The sequence below is a fragment of the Pararhizobium antarcticum genome, assembly GCF_001885585.1.
Classification (GTDB): domain Bacteria; phylum Pseudomonadota; class Alphaproteobacteria; order Rhizobiales; family Rhizobiaceae; genus Pararhizobium; species Pararhizobium antarcticum.
Genome location: NZ_LSRP01000071.1, coordinates 36818 through 53108, shown reverse-complemented (window position 1 = coordinate 53108; position 16291 = coordinate 36818). Strand labels below are relative to the sequence as shown.

The window sequence follows — 16291 nt, the reverse complement described above, 5'->3', positions numbered from 1 at the left end:
ATCCCGCGCCTGAACCCGGAGCTTTCCCATGTATGTCAACATTGCGATCCTGAAGGAGACGAAGCCGCATGAGCGGCGCGTAGCGCTTGTGCCGTCGCTTGTCCCAAAGCTCGTGAAACTCGGCGCCAGACTGCATATGCAGGCGGGTGCCGGTGAGGCGATCAAACTTGCGGATGCGACCTTCAAGGATGTCGCGATCGTCAAGGATCGCCACACGTTGGTGAAGGATGCCGACGTGGTGCTCTGCGTCCAGCCGCCAGCGCTCGACGTGATCGACGCGATGAAGGAGGGATCGATCCTGATCTGCTTCGTCTACGCGCATAAGGAGCCGGCGCTTGTCCAGCGCCTGCTCGACCGGAAGATCACCTGTTTTGCCATGGAGCGCTTGCCGCGCATCACGCGGGCGCAGAGTATGGATGCGCTGTCCAGCCAGTCGGCGCTTGCCGGCTATTACGCCGTGCAACTGGGTGCCACCCATCTCGCCCGCATCCTGCCGAAACTGACGACGGCGGCCGGAGCGATCGGCCCGGCGAAGGTTCTGGTCATGGGGCTCGGTGTTGCCGGACTTGAAGCCATCGCCACGGCCCACCGTCTGGGTGCCGTCGTCGAAGGCTATGACGTGCGGCCGGAAACGAAGGAACAGGCGCTGTCGCTGGGCGCAACCTTTGTCGAGACCGGCGTCGATGCGCGCGGTAAGGGCGGTTATGCCCGCGAACTCGGCGCCGATGAGAAGTCCAAGGTCGCAGCCGTTCTGACAGACCATATCCAGGCCGCTGATCTGGTCATCACCACAGCCGCCATTCCCGGACACCCCTCGCCCAAACTGATCGACAAAGTGCAGGTAGCCGGCATGAAGGCAGGGGCTGTCATTGTCGATCTGTCTGCCGAAGGCGGCGGCAATTGCGAGGACACCGTTCCCGGCGAAACGATCCGTGTCGGTCCCGTGACCATCGTCGCACCGCTCAACGTCCCCTCGCTTCTCGGAGAGGACGCCAGCACGCTCTACGCCAAAAACCAGTTCAACCTTTTGGCGCTGATGCTGAAGGACAATGTCGTCACCATCGACTGGGACGACGAGATCCTTGCCGGCACAGCACTCACCCATGCGGGCCGCATGATGGAACCCAAGCCCAAGGCAGCCTGACCCTTTTTTGGAGATACATCGATGGATAGCCAGATGGCGATCAGCGGCTTTGTCGCACTCTATATTTTCATGCTCGCCGCCTTTGCCGGCTGGGTGATCATCGGCCGGGTGCCGGCGATCCTGCACACGCCGCTGATGTCGGGCGCCAATTTTGTCCACGGCATCGTCGTGGTCGGCGGCCTCTATGCCCTGATCAATGCCAGTTCCGTGCAGCAACAGATTATCGGCTTCTTCGCTGTCCTGCTCGGCGCCGGCAATGCGGCGGGCGGCTATGCCGTGACCGGGCGTATGCTCGCCATGTTCCAGACCAGCGCTCCCGATGCCAGCCCGAAAAAAACGGCGCGTGCCAAACGGCATCCCGTGAAGAAGGCTTGAGGAAAAATCATGCTCCCCACCCTGCCGCTCGTCCTCATCGGCGTTGCCGATCTTTCAGCTGCCTTTCTGTTCATGTACGGGCTGAAGCGCATGTCGTCGCCGGTCACGGCCCCCTCTGGCATCCTGGCCGCCGGCATCGGTATGCTGGTCGCCGTCGCCGCCAGCTTTCTCTACATATTCAGTGCCAATGATGCGACGCAACCCTTTCTGGCGACCAATGTCGGCCTTGCCATCATCGCTCTCATGATCGGTGGTGGCGTCGCCTGGTGGAGCGGCAAGCGCGTCGCCATGACGGCGATGCCGCAAATGGTGGCGCTCTACAATGGCATGGGCGGCGGAGCAGCCGGCGCGATTGCGGCCATGGAACTGTTTGGCGGCCGGGCGCAGGGACTGATGCCGCTTATCGTGACGCTGGCGGGCGCCCTGATCGGCGCCGTCTCCATGTCGGGCTCCGTCATCGCCTGGGCCAAGCTCGATGGTCTCCTGTCAAACCCCTGGCGCTTCAAGGGGCAGCAGGCCGTCAACGTCATCGCCTTTGCGGTGACGATTGCCATCGGTGCCTATCTGACACTCGCCTCGCTCGGCACACTTGTGCCCGTGCTTGGCATCACGACGTTGATCACGATTTTCTTCGGTTGCGCACTGGTCTTCGGCATCCTCATGACCATGCCGATCGGTGGTGCGGACATGCCCGTGGTGATCTCCGTCTTCAACGCCTTTACCGGCCTTGCCGTGGCGCTCGAAGGCTTCGTGCTGCAGAAGCCTGCCCTGATGGTCGCCGGAATGGTGGTGGGTGCTGCCGGCTTGCTGCTGACGCTTTTGATGGCCAATGCCATGAACCGCTCGGTCAGCAACATCCTGTTCACGAATTTCGGTCCGTCAGTGACGCAGAAACAGGGTGACATCAAGGGCAGCCTGCGCCCAACCGAGGCCGGGGATGCCGGCATCGCGATGCGCTATGCAGCGAGTGTCATCATCATTCCCGGTTACGGCCTGGCCGTCGCGCAGGGACAACAGAAACTCTACGAATTCGTCAAACTGCTCCAGTCGGCGGGCGTGCTGGTCCGCTTCGCAATCCACCCGGTCGCCGGTCGCATGCCCGGTCAGATGGACGTGCTGCTCGCCGAAGCCGGCGTGCCCTACGATCTCATCCTGCAACTCGAAGACATCAACGACGATTTTGCCAATACCGATGTGGTGATGGTGATCGGCGCCAACGATGTCGTCAACCCGGCGGCACGCACCGACAAGCCGTCTCCGATATTCGGCATGCCGATCCTCAATGCCGACAAGGCAAAGCAGGTGTTCGTCGTCAAGCGCGGCGAAGGCAAGGGCTATGCCGGCATCGTCAACACCCTGTTCTACGGCGAGAACTGCAACATGGTCTGCGGCGACGCCCAGGCCGTGCTCGTCAAGATGATCGAAGCCGTCCGCCCGCTCGGGCGCGCCGCCGCGTGATTTTGTGTTTCCCGAAGATCCCCCAACAGAGACAAGGAGCCATCCCATGGCCAAGACAATGCAAACCGCCACCGTCACCGCCTTCGGAAAACCGCTGGAATTGCGCGAATGGGATATTCCCACGCCCGGACCGGGCCAGATCCTCGTCAAGACCGAGGCCTGCGGCGTCTGCCACACCGATCTGCATGCCGCACGCGGTGACTGGCCGTTGAAGCCTTCGCCGCCCTTCGTGCCAGGCCATGAGGGCATCGGCATCGTCGTGGCCCTGGGAGCCGGAGTGACGAATGTGAAGCAAGGCGAGCGCGTCGGCGTGCCATGGCTTTACTCCGCCTGCGGCCACTGCGAATACTGCCTCTCGGCCTGGGAGACTGTCTGTGCCGAGGCGCAGTTCGGCGGTTATACGAAGAACGGCGGTTTTGCCGAATACATCCTCGCCGACCCCAACTACGTGGCGCATATACCCGCAGGCCTGAAGGCGACCGAGGCAGCCCCGATCATCTGTGCGGGCATCACAACGTATAAAGGCATCAAGGAAACCGAGGCCAAGCCCGGCGAATGGATCGTCATCTCCGGCGCGGGCGGACTTGGACATCTGGCCATCCAGTATGCCAAGGCCATGGGGCTCAATGTCTGTGCGGTCGATATCGACGACAGTAAGCTGGCGCTTGCCAAACGCCTCGGCGCCGATCTGACCATCAACGCAATGGCCGGCGATCCGGCCGAAACCCTGAAGAAAGACACCGGCGGCGGCGCGCATGGCGTATTGATCACGGCACCCTCGTTGCCGGCGTTCAAGCAGGGCGTTGCGATGACCCGCAAGACAGGGACCTGCGTGCTGGTTGGTCTGCCGCCGGGCGAGTTCCCCGTGCCGCTGTTCGGGGTCGTGGCAGACTGCATCACCATTCGCGGTTCCTTTGTCGGCAACCGCAAGGACATGGCGGAAGCCCTTGCCTTTGCTGCCGCAGGCAAGGTCAAGGCTGATATCGAGCTGCAGCCGCTGTCTGCGATCAACGAGGTGTTCGACCGGTTGGAGCACGGCAAGGTGGCCGGCCGCGTCGTTCTCGATTTCGCGACAGTGTGAGGATATCCCGATAAACGATCAGACCCGCGCTGCAGCACCGCTTTCGCCCGACCTTCTTCACAGGATGGATGCCTACTGGCGCGCCGCCAATTATCTGTCGGTCGGCCAGATCTATCTCAAGGAAATCCGCGACTGGAATTCCCGCTGACGCTGGATCACATCAAGCCGCGCCTGCTCGGCCACTGGGGTACGACACCGGGTCTGAACTTTCTCTATGTCCATCTCAACCGCCTGATCACGCAAAACGATCTGGACATGATCTATGTCATCGGACCCGGCCATGCCGGGCCGTGGCATCGTGGCGCAGACTATCTTGAAGGCTCTTTTGGAACACTATCCAGCCATCGAGCGCAGCCGCAACGGGCTGCATCCCCTGTTCCGCCATTTCTCCTGGCCCTACGGCATTCCAAGCCACGTCTCGCCGGAAACGCCGGGTTGGATCCATGAGGCGCGATAAGGAAAAGCTCGCGCGAACGCTTGTCGATGTGAAGAGAAAGCAAGACCTCATTGCCGATCAGGTGGCAGAGCGTTTGATCGCCGGTCAGCTTCAGATCGCTGCTTTCGACCGGCTGCTGGAAGATTTGCAGAAACAGCGAAACGAACTGGAGGGCGCATTGGTAAAGTCCGCGGTCAAGCGCAAAGGGGCTGCCAAGACCTTTGTCGTCAACCCATCCATGTACAGTGCATGCATGTACAGTGCAGCCATGGCAGCGCTGACGAAAATCGCCCGTACCGGCAACACCGAACATGATGAGGTGCTGCGCCGTTTCAATTTCATCCGCGATCTCGTCCAGAAGGTGCTGATCGTGCCGTCGGCGGATGGCAAGGCTGCCGACCTGACGGTCGCCAGCCGGATGGCTTTCATCCTCGCCTCAATGCAGGCATTTCAGGAATACAGCGCCGGTCTGCGGGAGCGGCACGCAAACGAGTTCGCCCGCCGGGTTCGGGCGGGTGAGTTCAGTGATATCAATGAGAAGCTGGATTTTACTGCCCGCTTCTGTGCTGTCCTCGCTGAGGAGGAGGCTGACTGGAAGCGGTTACAAGTTTCGTTGGTTGCGGGGGCAGGATTTGAACCTGCGGCCTTCAGGTTATGAGCCAAAACCTTAGCGATTCCAATAGCTTATGTATTTCAATGAGTTATCAGACAAGTCTTTGATTTGGCGCGCTTTCCATTCCGACAACAACCGACATTGACCTGCTTTGACCGGCACCGACAGCGACAAAATGGTGTATGCGGGTTGACATGGCGTTGACACAGTCTCGTCCGCCTAGGATCTGAGTATGATCACTTTCCGTCGAAACCAATCGTCCTAAAAATTACAAAACGTGCCTCTGTCTGAGTATCAACGATTTGCACTGCTATTGGGGCGCCGCCTTCTTAAGATCAAAACGGTACCCAAACAGCCCGCCTGTCTCATCATCAGCCAGCTTCACCGTGTTTACGAATTCGTCGAGAGGCAGATCGCTTGATGCGTTGGCACTATGGAACTCATCACTGTTCAGAGTGACGATGTATTGACCACCGATCTCGTCAGCCACGGCCTTGCCGTAGACAAGAGCTTGTGCGACTTGGCGGGAGTCGACCCCATCGAACAAATGGCTATCATGAACGAGAAACTGTAAACTCGGCTTGAATCTTTCGAAAGCAATACGCAGTAACATCGTATCAAAGCAGAAGATCTTCATCATGTCGATCCCGCCTTTGTTCCCGCCCCCTTGAATGTCGATGCGAAATTTTGGACCCGACCGTGATGATTCAATGATGAGATTACCAGTCCTGTCATCATAGAGCTTGGAGATGGCCTTATCTACCAGAACGGTCGCCCTCTTAATCTTATCTTCGTTCTGTTCGTAGTTCTGCTGGAGCTTTAATTCTAACTCAGCGGCCTCTGCTTTCATCTGAGTTATATTGTTTTCCAGCGCAGCGGCATGCTGAAGTTTACTGCGCAGCGTTTCTGCGCGGCTTACATTTTCTCCAAAGGCCTCGCGTAAACGAATGAGATCCTCAAAGGCTCCTTTGCCATCGAGTTTTTTTAAAATTTCGGTTCGCTCACCAGAAAACTTGACCAGATCTGCCGCCGACTGGTCTCGGTGTCGCTTTGTTTCGTCAATCTGATCACGCAAGTAGCTTTGCCTATTCGCAGTTACCGATGCCTGGAAGGCTTCTACATCTTCAAATCGGCGCAGCGCGACGCTTGGCAGCTCAATCCCGGCTGCACGATAAAGGGTCTCTACGTCAGCGTATGCCGGTGGTGCTTCCGCATCGAAGGATTTCTTCATATACTCGACAGCGGAGTCTGCCTCCGCCAACTCGAATGTGACCTCAGTAACACGGTCCCTCAAGCGGGAAGCCTGCCCTGCCAGTTCCTTGTAACTATCGTGCACCTGAAACGTATCGATCTGTGCGCGCAGTATGGCGATTCTTTCTTCGGTTCGTGCAAGCTCTGGACGAATCTCAGCTGCTGTTCCGAATAGCTGACCCAGCTCTCCTTCTTTGACCGCCATCCGAAGAGCTGTCGCGTGCTTTCTACGCTCTCGCATGTACTGAAACTGACGTGGGATTTCCCAGTCCAGCCCTAGCAGATAGGATAGCGCAACCTGAACACTGCCTGGCTGTTGATCTTTTCCGTTCTTCTCAATCAGATCCATACCACTATCTTTGCGCCGTCGCGCGAAGTAACCGATGAGTTGCCTGAACGTCGGAGCACTCTTTCCCTCGAAAATAGTTCCTTCGCGGTTCATTGGGAGCGCGAACCAAGTTGATCCTAGAAATGCTTTCCAGGTCTCGTTCGAGATGAACCCTTTGCCGTCATCCTCCCTATCGAGGATAAGTCCTACGGCCGCGGCATGTTCATCTGACAGATAGATCCGCCGATCCTTGTCCTTCTGGCCCGTGCGAGTGACAAGTATCCACTGACTCGAAACGTGGACTTCCATCGAGAACGTATGGCTATCGTGACCGGCGCTCTTGAAAAGTGAGTTCTTGTCGGCGTCCGCACCAAGTAGGAAATGAATGACCTCAACCAAGCTAGTTTTACCCGCCGAGTTTCGAGTGTGACGACCGGTAGAAACGGCCGCGACATCGGCAAGCAAGATGTTGAGGCCAGACTGGAACTTTACGGTCTTGAACGTCGGTAGCGAACTCGAGACGGTCCTGATCATGGCAGAACGACTCGAGTGAGATTGTCACCATCGAGATCTACCGCGCCCATAGCGTATAACAATGACAAAGCCAGAATGAACCAGTCGAACGGCAGAGGCGAAGCATAATCTTGCTTGTTGCGCAGTGCCCGAACATCATCCCAGACCATTGAGACTGTACTGGTGCCTTTGGTCATGACGGCCAAGATCTCGCTCCCGATCGTGAGCAAAGCTCTATCTGGTTTTAGGTGTTTGCCTGGTAGGATCATGCCACAGCCTCGACCGGTGCGTCCTCGAATATGGTGCACTTCTCGAAGAAGTGCGCCAGCAAGCTCCATACAGCCACTTCACGCCGCGCAGTGGTCTTTTTTTCCATAGCAGCAAAGTCGCGAAGTTCGAATAGTATATCGTCAGGATGAATAGACTGTGCCCTAAGTTCAAAGTACTTTGCTTTGAAGATTGATGCCAACCGGGCATCCAGCATGGGATCCTGATGATCCAGTAGCAGGGTGGCCACGCGGTTGGCGTTTTGCAGGCCGTCGACGATGCGCTGCTTGCAAATTGATGAGAGACCGTTGAAGTAGAGCTTCTGATCCGGCACCACAACAGGAGCATCATCAGGAATGCCATCATGATCGACGCTGGCCATGATGCTTGACACCACCGCCAAGACGTCTTCGGGCTGCAATGATCGGAAATCCTGTTCCGTAGCAGCATCGCCAATCAAAGCTTCGATGGAGGCCTCATCCAAATCTAGAAGGGCACTTTCGAACCCGCTCTTACCGAAGATCTTAATGTCAAGCTTAGGGTTGTTGGTACGCAGATCAAGTATCTTCTGTACGATTTGAGCTGGCGCCTCGACATAGTTGTGGACAAATACCCACGATTTAAGTGCAGGCCATTCTTTGATTGCACCAGCGAAGTCTGACGCCACCTTCTTCACGGCCCGTTCCATCGATGCCTCAGTTGCGTTTGTCCCAGCGTTGACTGGCCCATAGCAGGCAAAAATAGTAAGTGGCACTAAGAGGATGCCGTCACACTGAAGGTCACCGCGTGAGTAGTCGGTGCCAGTAGGTACGAACGCATCTCCATGAATTATGTTCATCAGTTCAGCAAAGAATTCCTGCAAGCGAGTGCCCTTGCAGCGACGAAGCTTGAGCTCTAGTGCGTTACGTATCGCTTTCCGTTTCACTGCAGACAAACTCAATTATAAATTCCTAGCGGTTGGTCATGAGAAGAACGGGTCCGGCAAGAAAGCCGAGCGCTTCAGAAACAGCATTAGACGGCAATTGCGTGTTAACATATTTATTGGGAAGAGCCTGCAACTTACAGCAGTGAGCTGCTTGACGCGCCTCTCTGCGGCAGCGACGTCTTTGCCTTATTGCGGCATACCTACTTCGCCCCATACAACATTTCCTATCGCTACTTCTCAGGTTGATCGCGATCCACTTGCCCGCCGTTCGCCCAAGCTGATTCCCGCTGCCGCAAATTCAGGGCAAGACCCAAATGTGAGGATTGTGCCATAAGTCAACCATCTCCCGCAAGGGCGGCGGCTCAATCACCTCGACCGTGTCGCCCCACTGGTACAGATGCCAAGCCATCTCGATCCAACCGCTGGCTCTGAACGTGACGATCAGCCCCCCATCAGCGTGGTCGGTGAATACCTGGTCTGGATGGAACACGAATTCACGAGCGGAAGCGGCCGCGGCCGGGGTGAAGCGCCAGACGACCAGGCCGAACTCCGCGTCCGAGTGGAACGACCCGAACGACTGGGCGGCATAGGCGTCGAGGTCGAAATCCTTGTCCCGCACGAAGGACTGCCCGGTAATCTTGGCATCCATGATCCGATCCAGGCGAAAGCGCCGAAACGCGGACCCTTTGCTCGGGTCGCGGGCGATCAGATAATGCCGCGTGCCCAGCAGCATGCCGTAAGGTTCAACCGTCCGATCCAGTGGTTCGGCATCCTGCTTGCCTTTATACCGGATGGTCAGCGAAAAGGGTGCCTTCAGCGCTTCGGCGATTGCGCCGGTCACCATTGGCGACGCTCTCACCTTCGGGCCAGGACGGCAGGCGTAGCCCTGCGCTTCCAGCACCGCTTCGGCATCCACCTCGGCGCGCCTTGCGTGGGCAGATGGTAGGGTAGCCACTAAGCGCCCGCGCAATGCTTGCAGCGCCTCAACTTCCGACTGCGCGCCTTCGCGTTCTGCGCGCCGGATGGCCATCTCAAGCGCCACTAATTCGCGGTCATAAATGCCCCGCATTCCGAGCATCGCCGTGTCGCGCAGCTTCCACCAGCGCCTGCGATCACCGTCGGTTTTGATTGAAACGCTGGGAAAGGTGCTCTCGAGCGCGCGCACCATGCGCTGGGCCGTCCGCATGTTCACCCCGAATTCCACAGCAATATCCGGCAAGCTGATCCCGCTGTGACGGGATGCAGCCAGTTCGGCCAGTTTGAGCAGATCCTGCGCCTTGTGGAATGACATGACGATTCTTTTCCCTCTACGACAGGTTTTAACGTGGACCCTATCGTAGCGTGTACTAGAGGGCGAGTCGCCTTGTAGATTAACGCGGTATGGTTGATTCGGTCGAAGCACATCCTGCTTTGATGGCGCAGAGCGCCTACGAGAACCATACGCCCTGACGTCTCGACCCTCTCACCAGCCTAACGCAGAAACCACCCGTTGAGGTGGAATCCGGCGGAAGCTCAGAATGGGGACGGAAGTCAGAATGGCCTTACCACCACGAGTATTCTTTACTGTACAAGAAACGGCTGCGCGCTGGGCGTGCATGATTGCAGATATTGCCGGATGGGCGTGCGACGGCAAGCTGGATATCCTGACGGGCATTTCCACCGTCACATGTGGCGCGGACAGGGTTTCAGGAAAGGTCATCATATCTCCCATGGATATTCTACCGATGTTTCGTCGCTGCGGGACCGGCCCGACTGTGGTGAAGCTGATGCGGATCATGCCCGCCGGTTCGGAGGGTTGGGTTTATGTCACCGAACCCAGCGATGGGGTGGATATCTCGATTTCCGACCTGCAGATCGCTGGCCACGAGGTACTGAGATTTGAGGAAGAACACGACCTGTTGCGCCGCGTTGGCGGTGGCACGGGATCCGGCTCGCCCTACGATTGGGAGGGGATGTACGTCACGGTCATCCAGCGTGTTCACGAAAAAGGCGTGCCCGCCAACCAGTCAGAGCTTGTCGCAGAACTTCAGGACTGGTTTGCCCAGGTGGCGCAAAACGGCCAAGTGCCAGATGAAAGCACCATCCGTCGCAGGGTGCGGCCGATCTGGCGGAAACTGCGCGGCGAAAGCTGAAGGGCCGCCGCGTCACGCGGTTTTCTTGTCTGCATCATGCACGATCTTCGGGCGGGGCCGGAACATGCTGGCAACGGCATCGACGCCCGCCCGAAGTGGGGAATCCATCAGGTGTGCATAACGCTGGGTCGTCTGCATCTGGCTGTGGCCCAAGAGCTTGCCGATCATCTCGAGCGAGGCCCCGCCACTGACCAGCAGGGAGGCGAAGGTGTGGCGTAAATCATGGATCCGGACTTCGGGCAGTTTGGCATCCTTCTGGACGTTGATCCAGAACCGGCGGATTTCCTTGACGGGCTGGCCGGGCGCATCGCCGGGGAACAGCCATGGATTGCCCTTTGGCACCAAAAGCTGGCGCTGACGCACGATTGTTGCGACCTCGGCCGAGATCGGGATACGGTGGATTTTGCGCTGTTTGGTGCTGGCGGCAGGTTTTGACCAGCTGCCCAGCTCCAGATTGAACTGTTCAAACCGCGCCTGCCGCACCTCGCCCACCCGGCTGCCAGTCAACATGCAAAGACGGATGATCCCCGCCCCGCGCTGATCGGTGGCTGCATCCAACACCTCAGCCAGCCTGCCAATTTCCTCCTGCGACAGGAAGCGTTCGCGTTCGTTCTCGATCCGCTTCTTGAAGCCAGAGGCCGGGTTGTCCATCCGCCAGCCCCAGCTGATGGCCAGCGTGAACATCTTGCGCAGCACTTCGCCCACCCGGTTGGCGCGGATCGGCGTGGGCTTCACGCCCTGCAGCTTGCGCGCGCGGTTGTTTGGCTTTTCCTTCGATGGGCGTGCCCTACCCTTGGCGATGATGTTCAGCAGTTTCGCCACATCATGCGGCGTGATCTCGGTCACCAGCTTCCTGCCCCAATGCGGAGCCACAAGCTTTGTCAGCATCGCCTGCTGGTCCGAGGCATTGGTTTTGGCCAGATGCGGCACATGCTCCGCCAGATAGCGGTCGATCATGTCGCTGAACCGTGGAGCTTCGCGCAACTCGCCCCGCGTGCCCAGTGGATCCCCACCCTCTTCGATCACGCGGCGCAGATCCCTTGCGCGCTCCCGCGCAGCGGTCACCGTCCATTCAGGCCACCGCCCGATGGCCATGCGGCGCTGGGCCCCCGCAAAGCGGTAATCCAGTGAAAAAGACCGACCTCCTGATTGGAGGATGCGGATGGAAAAGCCCCGCACCTCCGTGTCGAACACTTGGTAGTGGCGACCCTCCTCCGGGACCTGTTCCCTCACAATTTTATCGTTCAATCGCAACCTCTTGACCATGTCTGCACCTCCTGTCGCCGATGACACAGGCGTAGATTCGCGCCCTTATCAAGCAAAGCATGGTGCCTGGCGCGGCAATCAGGCGGTGACCGGCGATCATGCGTCCGATGCTTGCCGGTCACTGAAATCATGGGAGAATTTCGGAACCGCCATGCGTTTTGGCCCGAGATCAGCAGTGCAGATGTTGCAAGTCGCCACCAGGATGCCCGCGCAGATGAACCTCTGCCAAGGCATGCCAGCCCAAACACGCGCTGATTTTGTAAATCTCGAATGAAATCAATGACCGGCAAGGGTCTGGACCCTCTGCCACCCCTGCCAAACCCTGCTTATGCCGCCGAACACGCGCAAAACGCTGCGAAATTCGGAAAATGAGCCGTGGCGAATGGTCTGCGCCGATCCGGATCAGCTGTCGCAGGCCCAGCCACGAGCTTCGAGCCCGGCGCTGAACCGCACCAGATTCCCCGAATATTTAATAAAAACAATGCCCGGCAAGCTTTTGGCGCATCACCGCCGGTCACTGCCTTCCCGCCACCCATTCGCGTCTGCGCCTCATGACACCGGAGATCAGCCCATTCCGGGCGATAATCGGGAGACAGAAGATGACAGCAGCGGGAACTTCGGCGCGAACCGCCACGGGTGAATTGCTGAGCGGTTGGATCAGCCGTGTGGACTTGGCCGTTGAACTGGACTTAACCGTCGACACCCTTCGCCGATGGGAAGCGCAACGCTTTGGGCCGCCCTGTGTGCGCGCCGGTCGCAAAGTCTATTATCGTCGCGACGCCGTGCATGATTGGCTGCAATTGCAGGAAGTTCCGATTTCTCGGCGCGCGGGTGGCCGTCGATGACCGCCCTTTTGCCCCATCCCCTCGTCCCAGCCCCAAGCACCGGCGACTGGCTGCACGACCGCTTGGCCGAGGCGCGCGGCGTCCTGGCCGATACCACGCAGCATCCGGAATCGCTGGTCATCCTCGCGGCCCGTGTGGTCGTCGGACAAACCGGCGATGCCGGTGAATGTGCCGATGCCCTCGACCTGCTGCGCCTGCTGGACCGACGCCCCCTGCATGCCATCGCCGCCGCCGCGTTCGCGAAAGGCGGTGCCGCATGAACCGGCGCAGCACACCCGAAGCCGATGCCCAGCGCGCCATCGTGCAGGCGCTGCGCTTTGCTCTGCCCCGAGATGCCATTGTCCATCACTGCGTCAACGAGGTGACCGAAGCTGGGCCGCGCGGTGCCAGGCGTCAGTCCATCCTTGTCGGCATGGGCGTCCATTCCGGCTTTGCCGACTTGATCGTGATCTCCGGCGGCCGCGTGCTGTTCCTCGAGGTCAAAAGCGAGACGGGGCGGTTGCGCAAATCGCAGGAGGTGTTTCGCGACACGGTCTGCGCGCAGGGCTTCGGCTGGGCACTGGTGCGGTCCGTCGACGATGCGCTTAGCGCACTCGCTGACAATGGCTTCACCAATCGTGTGCACATCCCGGCGCGGAGGGTCCGGCCATGAGCCACAAGGCGACCGTCTGGGCCATCCAGCAACGCGGGCTGAAGCCTGCCACCAAAATCGTGCTGTGGTTTCTGTGCGACCGGCACAACCCGGATTTCGGCTGCTTCCCGACGCAGGCGCGGCTGGCCGACGATGCGGAAATGTCGATCTCGGCGCTGAACGAACACCTCGCCAAGCTGGAAGAGCTGCGCCTGATTCACCGCGTCCGGGTCCATGATCCGCGCACCCATAAACGCCAAGCCACACGCTACATCCTGGGATTTGAGGCAGGGTTTCCACAAGAGCCAACTCCGGAAACCGGACACGGCTCTTGCGGAACGGATGACGAACAAGATGCCGACCCAACTCCGGAAACCGGAGATAGGGCCATCTCCGGATTTTCGGCAAAGCCATCTCCGGATTTTGCCCAAAGCCATCTCCGGAATCCGGAGACTAACCTTGTAAGAGAACCCTTAAGTAAACCTGTAAAGGAGGAGGAGGACGCGCAAGCGCGCGATTCCGATTTTGATCAGTTTTTCGCAGAGTTGCTGACTGCTCTGGGCTTTGCCGCCAATGCCACCCTGCCCGCATGGTGGCAAGGCTGGCCAGCCAGAACGCATGTTCGCCGCTGGATCGATGACCTCGGCTTGTCACAGAAGCGGATCATCGAGACGGCCACCGAGACCAGAACCGATCATCCCAATCCGCCCGATGGCCCCAAAGCCCTCGACCGGTTCATGGAACGGACAGCCCAGCGCGATGCGCAGGCGACCTTTGCAAACGCCAAAAGTCAAAAGTCCAAGCAACAGCGCAAGCGCGTGGATTCTCCCCGGCTCAGCGACGACGAGAAGGCGGCGTTCTACGCCAAGATGGTCAACGCCGATGGCTTCCTGCCCGTCAGCGCGATCAACAACAGCATCCGTGACTTGATGCTGGTGCGTGGCCTGGTCACAGCCGAACGGCTCCGGATGCGAGGGGTGCGGTGAATGGCATGGTGTCACGTCCCCGGCATGGATTGTCCCTCTGCGCAGGCGGTGGAGGCCTTGATCTGGGCCTCATGCTCGCCGAGCCCGGCTATCACACCCGCGCCTTTGTCGAATGGGAAGACTGGCCCCGCGCCGTCCTCGTCGCCGCCCAGCGCACTGGGTACTTCGCCCCGGCCCCAATCTGGGACGACCTGCGCAGCTTCGACGCACGGCCCTTCCGCGGCGCCTTCGACGCCGTCCTCGCCGGATATCCCTGCCAACCGTTCAGCGCAGCTGGAAAGCGCGGTGGCGCAAACGATCCCCGTCACCTGTGGCCCGAGGTCGCCCGCGTCATCCGGGAATGCGCCCCCGAGTGGGTCTTCCTCGAAAATGTCACCGGGCATGTCACCCTCGGCCTTGAAACCGTCCTGCGAGAGCTTTGGGGCATGGGCTACACGCCTGCGGCGGGCCTGTTCAGCGCGGCAGAAGTCGGCGCGCCGCACCAGCGGCTCCGCATCTTCATCCTGGCCCACACCGATGAGCCTGCATCCCGGCACGGATCGCTACAATCCAGCGGGCAACAGCGACTTTACCCGCAAGGCGGAAGCGCTGGCGCTGGGCATCAGCAACTGGTCGACGCCCAAGGCGACAGATGGTGCGAAGGGCGGTCCGGGGCAGAGTTACGGTTCGGGCGGGATGCCACCCCTGCCAGCGCAGGCGACACAATGGCAAACGCCCGTTGCGAACGATCAGGTGGACCGGCTGCGCGGCAAGATCAACAGCCGGGGCGAACCCAAGCTGAGTGCGCAAGCGATCCAGTGGCCGACCCCGGCGGCGCAGAACTGGAAGGGCAGCAGCCCGGCCAGCATCATCCGCGCCGATGGCAAGAGCCGTATGGATATCCTGCACTATCGGGCCGAGCAGGGCTTCATCCGCCCGGTCCCGGCGATCACGCCGGATGGACGGCAGTCCTGTCCACACGCCCCGATCTCGCGCCCGCTGTGGGCTTCAATGATTGCCTCACATGGGCGGGTCGTCTCGCGACGGATCCTGAACGCCCGGGCACGACGGCGGCTGAACCCGCTCTTCGTCGGATGGCTGATGGGCTGGCCCATCGGGCACGGGCTCTGCGCCTGCTCGGCAATGGAGTTCATCCACTGGCAGCAGCGCATGCGTGGCGCTCTCTCGCAGCTGCCCATGGCCTCGGGCCCTTGGATCTGGCGGCCGACCGAGGGAACGGAGGGCCCAGCGCAGATGAGCCTCTTTGACGGATCGCTGCCATGAGCATGCACGGACGGATTGGCCGCGCCGGTGGTGTAAAGGTTAAACGCGCACTGGGCGTGCAAGCGCTGCTAGAATGGGCGTTTCGCACGGAACAGGCGCAGCTGGAGCTGCCCCCACCAAAGGATGCAATCGAAGAAGGCTATGGATTTGGCCTCGAATACATCCTGCTGCAACGCGCGGCGCTGGGCTGTAAAGTGGACGGCGGCCAACACAAGATGGGCAGTTACACCCATGCCGATGCAGAGGTGGTGGCGGCCACCGTCGCGGGGATGCCTGACAGTCTCGGCGGCATTCGGATGGCGATCAGCGTGGCCGAAATGGCGCGCGCGGGGATAACGCCCGACTGGATGCCCGGCGTCGTGCCGCGCTGCGTGCCGGTGGAGACCAAGCAAAATCAGTATGGCGAACGTTCTGCCACCATCGTGGTGGGCTTTGAGCGCATACGGGTTCAAGGCCCGACGGCACGCGGCACTTGGAAAACCATAGAGATCCTCGCCTGCCCGGTGACCTGGCGACCGCACCCTGAACAGATCGCAGCCGCTCGGCGCGGCTATGAAGATTGGTGGCAGGCGCTGGATTGGGTGCGCGATGGGCTGGTGGCGGGAAGGATGCTGCGGGACGTCGAGGTGACTGCAGCGATGCCAAAGATGCGACCGTGGTTGACCGCACTCCACAAATAGGTGGGTTTACAAAGCGGTAATCCTGCCGATTGACTGCAATTCACCCACTCAACATCTCAGCTTTAGCTTGATTGCAATGCTATCACTGCCTATCTTT

At 59.7% G+C, this 16291-nt stretch carries 17 protein-coding genes and 2 pseudogenes; 14 read left to right on the top strand and 5 right to left on the bottom strand.

Going from position 1 to position 16291, the window contains the following annotated elements; all coding sequences use genetic code 11:
• Window positions 1-28 precede the first annotated feature (28 nt).
• From AX760_RS06330 to AX760_RS06305, 6 genes and pseudogenes are all read left to right on the top strand, one after another.
• Window positions 29-1144: an NAD(P) transhydrogenase subunit alpha gene (locus tag AX760_RS06330; protein WP_071832156.1), complete on the top strand. Its 1116-nt coding sequence runs from the start codon at window positions 29-31 to the stop codon at window positions 1142-1144.
• Between the two features lie 21 nt (window positions 1145-1165).
• Window positions 1166-1519, top strand: coding sequence for an NAD(P) transhydrogenase subunit alpha part 2 (locus AX760_RS06325; protein ID WP_071832155.1), 354 nt, complete (start codon window positions 1166-1168; stop codon window positions 1517-1519).
• A 9-nt stretch (window positions 1520-1528) separates the two neighbouring features.
• Window positions 1529-2977 (top strand): NAD(P)(+) transhydrogenase (Re/Si-specific) subunit beta, encoded by a 1449-nt coding sequence (locus AX760_RS06320; protein ID WP_071832154.1) that lies wholly within the window; start codon window positions 1529-1531, stop codon window positions 2975-2977.
• A 46-nt stretch (window positions 2978-3023) separates the two neighbouring features.
• Window positions 3024-4058 carry an alcohol dehydrogenase AdhP gene (gene adhP, locus AX760_RS06315; RefSeq protein WP_071832153.1) on the top strand — a complete coding sequence of 345 codons (1035 nt, stop codon included), beginning with the start codon at window positions 3024-3026 and terminating at the stop codon, window positions 4056-4058.
• A gap of 64 nt (window positions 4059-4122) precedes the next feature.
• Window positions 4123-4506, top strand: a pseudogene (locus AX760_RS06310) (phosphoketolase family protein); the annotation flags it as partial.
• Entirely contained in the window at window positions 4502-5152 is a 651-nt protein-coding gene (locus AX760_RS06305) for a hypothetical protein (RefSeq protein ID WP_071832152.1), read from the top strand. The pseudogene AX760_RS06310 and the gene AX760_RS06305, both read left to right, overlap by 5 nt.
• Before the next feature lie 265 nt (window positions 5153-5417).
• Here AX760_RS06305 and AX760_RS06300 read toward each other — a convergent pair whose 3' ends face one another.
• From AX760_RS06300 to AX760_RS06285, 4 genes are all read right to left on the bottom strand, one after another.
• Window positions 5418-7085 carry a DUF2326 domain-containing protein gene (locus AX760_RS06300; protein ID WP_175552022.1) on the bottom strand — a complete coding sequence of 556 codons (1668 nt, stop codon included), beginning with the start codon at window positions 7083-7085 and terminating at the stop codon, window positions 5418-5420.
• 131 nt (window positions 7086-7216) lie between these two features.
• A complete protein-coding gene (locus AX760_RS06295) occupies window positions 7217-7468 on the bottom strand; it encodes an ABC-three component system middle component 6 (protein ID WP_071832150.1) in 252 nt (83 codons plus the stop codon).
• Window positions 7465-8406 carry an ABC-three component system protein gene (locus AX760_RS06290; RefSeq protein WP_139276461.1) on the bottom strand — a complete coding sequence of 314 codons (942 nt, stop codon included), beginning with the start codon at window positions 8404-8406 and terminating at the stop codon, window positions 7465-7467. Before AX760_RS06290 ends, AX760_RS06295 begins: the two co-directional genes overlap by 4 nt.
• A 283-nt stretch (window positions 8407-8689) precedes the next feature.
• Window positions 8690-9682 (bottom strand): helix-turn-helix transcriptional regulator, encoded by a 993-nt coding sequence (locus tag AX760_RS06285; protein ID WP_071832148.1) that lies wholly within the window; start codon window positions 9680-9682, stop codon window positions 8690-8692.
• Between the two features lie 244 nt (window positions 9683-9926).
• On the opposite strand from AX760_RS06285, the gene AX760_RS06280 reads away from it, so the two are divergent.
• A complete protein-coding gene (locus AX760_RS06280; protein ID WP_071832184.1) occupies window positions 9927-10523 on the top strand; it encodes a hypothetical protein in 597 nt (198 codons plus the stop codon).
• A 12-nt stretch (window positions 10524-10535) separates the two neighbouring features.
• Here AX760_RS06280 and AX760_RS06275 read toward each other — a convergent pair whose 3' ends face one another.
• Window positions 10536-11789: a tyrosine-type recombinase/integrase gene (locus tag AX760_RS06275; protein ID WP_071832147.1), complete on the bottom strand. Its 1254-nt coding sequence runs from the start codon at window positions 11787-11789 to the stop codon at window positions 10536-10538.
• Between the two features lie 599 nt (window positions 11790-12388).
• Here AX760_RS06275 and AX760_RS06270 point away from each other — a divergent pair.
• The 7 genes and pseudogenes from AX760_RS06270 (at window position 12389) to AX760_RS06240 (ending at window position 16194) form a co-directional block, all read left to right on the top strand.
• Window positions 12389-12634, top strand: a complete 246-nt coding sequence (locus AX760_RS06270) for a transcriptional regulator (RefSeq protein WP_071832146.1) — start codon at window positions 12389-12391, stop codon at window positions 12632-12634.
• Window positions 12631-12894 (top strand): hypothetical protein, encoded by a 264-nt coding sequence (locus tag AX760_RS06265; protein ID WP_071832145.1) that lies wholly within the window; start codon window positions 12631-12633, stop codon window positions 12892-12894. The genes AX760_RS06270 and AX760_RS06265 overlap by 4 nt, the downstream gene beginning before the upstream one ends.
• The gene (locus tag AX760_RS06260) at window positions 12891-13286 is read left to right on the top strand and encodes a VRR-NUC domain-containing protein (RefSeq protein ID WP_071832144.1); all 396 of its coding nucleotides are present in this window, start codon (window positions 12891-12893) and stop codon (window positions 13284-13286) included. Before AX760_RS06265 ends, AX760_RS06260 begins: the two co-directional genes overlap by 4 nt.
• Window positions 13283-14251: a helix-turn-helix domain-containing protein gene (locus tag AX760_RS06255; protein WP_071832143.1), complete on the top strand. Its 969-nt coding sequence runs from the start codon at window positions 13283-13285 to the stop codon at window positions 14249-14251. Before AX760_RS06260 ends, AX760_RS06255 begins: the two co-directional genes overlap by 4 nt.
• A gap of 5 nt (window positions 14252-14256) precedes the next feature.
• Window positions 14257-14712, top strand: a pseudogene (locus AX760_RS28120) (DNA cytosine methyltransferase); the annotation flags it as partial.
• 55 nt (window positions 14713-14767) lie between these two features.
• On the top strand, window positions 14768-15514 hold the full coding sequence (locus AX760_RS27595) for a DNA methyltransferase (protein WP_071832142.1): 747 nt from the start codon (window positions 14768-14770) through the stop codon (window positions 15512-15514).
• Window positions 15511-16194, top strand: a complete 684-nt coding sequence (locus AX760_RS06240) for a hypothetical protein (RefSeq protein ID WP_071832141.1) — start codon at window positions 15511-15513, stop codon at window positions 16192-16194. Before AX760_RS27595 ends, AX760_RS06240 begins: the two co-directional genes overlap by 4 nt.
• Window positions 16195-16291: the final 97 nt, after the last annotated feature.